Source organism: Helicobacter trogontum (assembly GCF_000765905.2).
Taxonomy (GTDB): Bacteria; Campylobacterota; Campylobacteria; order Campylobacterales; family Helicobacteraceae; genus Helicobacter_A; species Helicobacter_A trogontum.
On record NZ_JRPL02000055.1, the window covers coordinates 1 to 4,516 of the forward strand.

Sequence of the window (4,516 nt, forward strand, 5' to 3'; positions counted from 1 at the left end):
AAACCACGAGTATTTTGGCTATGAAAATAATGTGCTTTATAATAAGAAAAAAAGGAAGTCTGTTATTGCTATTACAAACGCAAGTGAGGGCATTACATTCCCAGAGTATATCACCGCAATCCCAGAAGATATTTTTAAAAATCCAAATCTTTCAAAAGTAGCTTTTGAAAATAAAAATTATAGAATTAGTGAGAGAGAATGCTATTCAAAAGGGGTTAATGAATCTATAAGCGCACATTTAAAAGGCTATATGTTCAACAAGGCTAAAAAAGAAAAAGTAGCTGAAATTATGAGTGTGAGCTTTGAATCCATTTTACAAGAGATTGCTAAAAATTATGGGGTAGAATGCAATATAGAAACTAAAAAATGCGATCAGGAAAAAATCGTTTGTATTTTGCAATTTCAACAACGCACAAAGTTTCTAGCCACGATAAAAATCAAAAATCCTACCTTTAAAGAAGAGTTTGAAAGCTTTGTAAAGCTTATAGTAGATAAAGAAAGCACTTTTGAAAGTTTGCAAAATTTCACTAAAAAGAATAAAAATATACGCCATAGTAGGGCTTTTGCACTAAATCATTGTATCCCTTATGTGAAATTTTCAAAACTAGAGAAAGCATTTTTATCATCAAACCTAAAAGATCTTAGAGTGCAAATCCCACAAGATGTAGAATCTATCCCAGAAGAGGCGCTTGGAAATATTAAACCTTTAGTCTATGTTAAGATTAGCGAGGGCGTAGTAAGGATTGAAAAGAGCGCCTTTGAGTTTTGTAACAGACTTAGAGAAGTTGAGCTTCCAAGCACTCTTGCTTACATAGGCAACTCTGCTTTTTCCTGCTGTTATGATTTAGAGCAAATCAATATTCCAAATAGCGTTACACACATAGGTGAAGAAGCGTTTTATTGTTGCAACTCGCTTAAGAATGTGGTATTGCCAAATAGCGTTACACACATAGGTAAAGCTGCGTTTGAATTTTGCAGATCGCTTAAGAGTGTGGTATTGCCAAATAAGCTAAAAGAGATAGAAGAAGGAGTGTTTAAATACGCTGGTTTAGAGAGTATCACAATCCCTGCAAGTGTAGAAACTCTAAAAAAGGCTAGTAAGTCTTTTTATGAATGCCCTTTGAAAGTCATCTATGGCACAAAAGATTCTGTTGCAAAGCAAGTGGCTGAAGAATTAAATACACAATATATAGAAATACAAGAATAAAGGATAGCAATGGGAGTAAAAATCAATACAACCGAGTTAAAAAAGATTTTAGAAATCACACCAAGTGAGCAAAATATCATGCTAGTAGGCAAACATGGCATTGGTAAATCCCAAATCATTCAAGATTATTTTACTAAAGAGGGATTAAAGGTTGTTATATTATTCTTGGGGCAGATGAGTGATCCAGGCGATCTTATCGGCTTACCGCATAAAAATGAAAAAAGCACCCATACAGAGTTTATCCCACCCTTTTGGTTTCCGCTTGATGATACGCCAATCGTGCTTTTTTTAGATGAGCTTAATCGCGCAAGGCCAGAGATTTTACAAAGCGTTATGGACTTAACACTTAATAAACGCCTAGCGGGTAGATCACTCCCAAAAGGTTCGCGTGTGATAAGTGCGGTGAATTTTGGTGATGAATACCAGCTAAGCGATCTTGATCCAGCACTCACAAGTCGCTTTAATATTTATGAATTTGCTCCAAGCATAGAAGAGTGGCTTTTATGGGCTGATAGTGCCAAGATTGATTCTAGAATCATCGCTTTTATTACAGAAAATCCAGAGTTGCTTGACACACAAGAAGAAATAGAAGATTTTGGGCTTGATAAATTCCCAGATCGTAGGGCGTGGGTGAGAGTTTCTAGCATTATTAAAGATGTAGAGGATATAAGTAGCGATATTTATAAAAAGGCAATTTGTGGTATTGTAGGCATAAGGGCGGGTGTGAAGTTTGTAGAAACTTATAAGGGCAATAAGTTTATAAGTGCAAGTGAGATTTTATTGCATTTTGCTAAAGTGCAAAAAAAGCTAGATAAATACAAAACGCCAGATTTTGCAAAAATCAATGACTCGCTCTTCCGCTATATTGAAAACAAAAACTACCAAGAGAGCGAGGCTCAAGAGATAGCTAAAAATTTTGAACTTTATTTTGATTATTTACAAAAGAAAAAGGCAAATGAAGTGCTAGGGCATTTTACCAATCTTTTTGTAAGCCAAACTTATCCTAAAGTAGCGAGTTTTGTGATGATACATACTCCAAGTTTACAGCAAAAAATCATTGGCTTTGTAAGCTCACTATAAATGAAAGCAAAATAATGGATTTAAAACAAAAATTTCAAAAAATTATCGATTCGTGGTTTTTAAATGAGCCCTTTTTGTTTGAAATTTATTGCACGCATACATTTAAGGAATCTAGTCTTGAAGTCCCTATGCGAAGCGGTAAGGGCTTAATAGAATATGATAAAGAATTATGCCAAGATTTAAGCCAAAACGCACTAGAAGAGTTTTTAAAGCTAGAAGTGTTTCGCATAGCATTAAATCACCCCTATCAAAGACAGCCTATTAATGCAAATAGAGTGGCACTCTATCTTGCAAGCACGATTACAATCACTGATAATTGCAAGTTTTATCTTAATTTGCCAAAACCAGAGCATTTTAAACTAGAAAAGAATTGTGCGTTTGAAGTGCATTATAGAAAGCTTTTAGAGATTTTACCAAAAGAAGAGAGCGAAAGCATTAGTGGTGATGAGGATACAGATGAAAAACAAGATTTACAAGGCTTTGAATCTGCAAGTCCTAGCGATGGCACAAATGAGAATCAAGATATTGAAAATCAAGATATTCAAGACTTTGAATCTATGAGCCTTATGGATTTAAATCTCTCTGCAATTGCCAAATCTTGCACGCAAAATTGGCAAGATGATGAAGCACAAGCAGAACTTATAAAATCTATTATAGAAAATGCTTTGCGTAATGCAAAATCATTTGGCACGATTCCGGGCGATTTTATAGGATTATTAGAGCTTTCTTTAAAGGCTAAGATGGATTATCGGAGGTATTTACGAGCCTTTAGGCATTCTATCCTCTCAAGCAAACGCCGCCTTGTGAGAAATAAGCCAAGTCGTCGCTATGGCTTTGCATATTTTGGTAGCACTTATGAGTTTAGCACAAAGCTATTAGTTGCAGTAGATGTGAGTGGATCTATTAGCGATGAAGCTTTGCAAAAATTCTTTTATATCATCAATAGATTTTTTAAATACGGCATAGAAAGGCTTGATGTCTTGCAGTTTGATACAGAGATAAAAGGCGAGATGACAACTTTAAAAAAGGCACAAAAAATTGTAAAAGTGCAAGGGCGTGGTGGGACTGACTTTGAGCCTGTGATACAATATTATGAAGCACATAAAGAATATGATGGGCTTATTATCTTTAGCGATGGATATGCACCTCCTGTAAATGCAAAGAATTCACGCCCAAAACTTTTTGTTTTTGAAAATTTTGAGCAATATAGTGATTTTTTAGACAATCCTTTACCAAAAGGTTCCAAATGCACTTATCTTACTTAAACTACATGTTTTTTACATTTGTTTTTAACACTTTTTGCATGTTGCTCCTTTTTATTGTGTTGTTAGATTCTATAGTGCATGTGAAGTATTAATTTCCTTTATACCATTTTGGTGGATTTTTTTGCATTCGGGAAAAATTAAATATAAAACTCATATCTTCAACATTACTTACATTCCAAGAATCTAAAGATTGGTTGAAAGACATTGCACCAGCAAACATATAAGCCATATCAGTAACATTACTTACATTCCAAGAATCTAGATTCTGATTAAAGGATAATGCAAATGAAAACATGGAACGCATGTCCTTGACACTACCAACATTCCAGCTATTTAATGGTTGATTGAAAGATTCTGCACCATAAAACATAAAGTCCATATGAGTAACATTGCTTACATCCCAAGAAGCTAAAGGTTGATTGAAAGATTGTGCATCAGAAAACATATAACTCATGTCCTTGACACTACCAACATTCCAGCTATTTAAGGATTGGTTGAAAGATATTGCACTAGCAAACATCCCCATCATATCAGTAACCTTGCTTACATTCCAAGAATCTAGGGGTTGACTGAAAGATGTTGCATTAGCAAACATAAAATCCATACTAATAACCTTGCTCACATTCCAAGAATTTAATGGTTGGTTGAAAGATACTGCTCCGCTAAACATCCAAGCCATATCAGTAACATTACTCACATTCCATTTTTCAATACCGCTAAAATCTTTTCTCCTAATCTCTTCTAATTCATTCTTTTCTACACTTACTTCTAAACAGAGTTGATAACTGCGCTCAAGCCTTGCTCTTACTTGCTCACCATTAACCTTTTCTGTCCGTTCTGCAATTTCTTTACACTCATTCTTTGGTACCACCCAAAATAATCCACTCATATCAGTAATCTTACTTGTATTAATATCACCTAGATATACATTGTTATCTCTTATAAGTTTTAAAAGTTCTTGTTT

Annotated in this window: 4 protein-coding genes; 3 read left to right on the plus strand and 1 reads right to left on the minus strand. The window is 34.5% G+C overall.

Annotated elements, in window-relative coordinates; translation table 11 throughout:
* The 3 genes from LS81_RS10415 to LS81_RS10425 all read left to right on the plus strand — a co-directional run.
* The coding region (locus LS81_RS10415) for a leucine-rich repeat domain-containing protein (RefSeq protein WP_138069933.1) at positions 1-1,207 on the plus strand (1,207 nt) is incomplete at its 5' end.
* 9 nt (positions 1,208-1,216) lie between these two features.
* Positions 1,217-2,287, plus strand: coding sequence for an AAA family ATPase (locus LS81_RS10420; protein ID WP_034344559.1), 1,071 nt, complete (start codon positions 1,217-1,219; stop codon positions 2,285-2,287).
* Between the two features lie 14 nt (positions 2,288-2,301).
* Positions 2,302-3,552: a VWA-like domain-containing protein gene (locus LS81_RS10425; protein ID WP_052096433.1), complete on the plus strand. Its 1,251-nt coding sequence runs from the start codon at positions 2,302-2,304 to the stop codon at positions 3,550-3,552.
* Positions 3,553-3,640: 88 nt separating this feature from the next.
* Here the strand turns inward: LS81_RS10425 and LS81_RS10430 are convergent.
* The coding region (locus tag LS81_RS10430; RefSeq protein ID WP_138069934.1) for a BspA family leucine-rich repeat surface protein at positions 3,641-4,516 on the minus strand (876 nt) is incomplete at its 5' end.

Bases quoted from the DNA above. Each gene is read 5' to 3' on its own strand.
- LS81_RS10420 (WP_034344559.1), top strand. From the start codon at position 1,217: ATGGGAGTAAAAATCAATACAACCGAGTTAAAAAAGATTTTAGAAATC.
- LS81_RS10425 (WP_052096433.1), top strand. From the start codon at position 2,302: ATGGATTTAAAACAAAAATTTCAAAAAATTATCGATTCGTGGTTTTTA.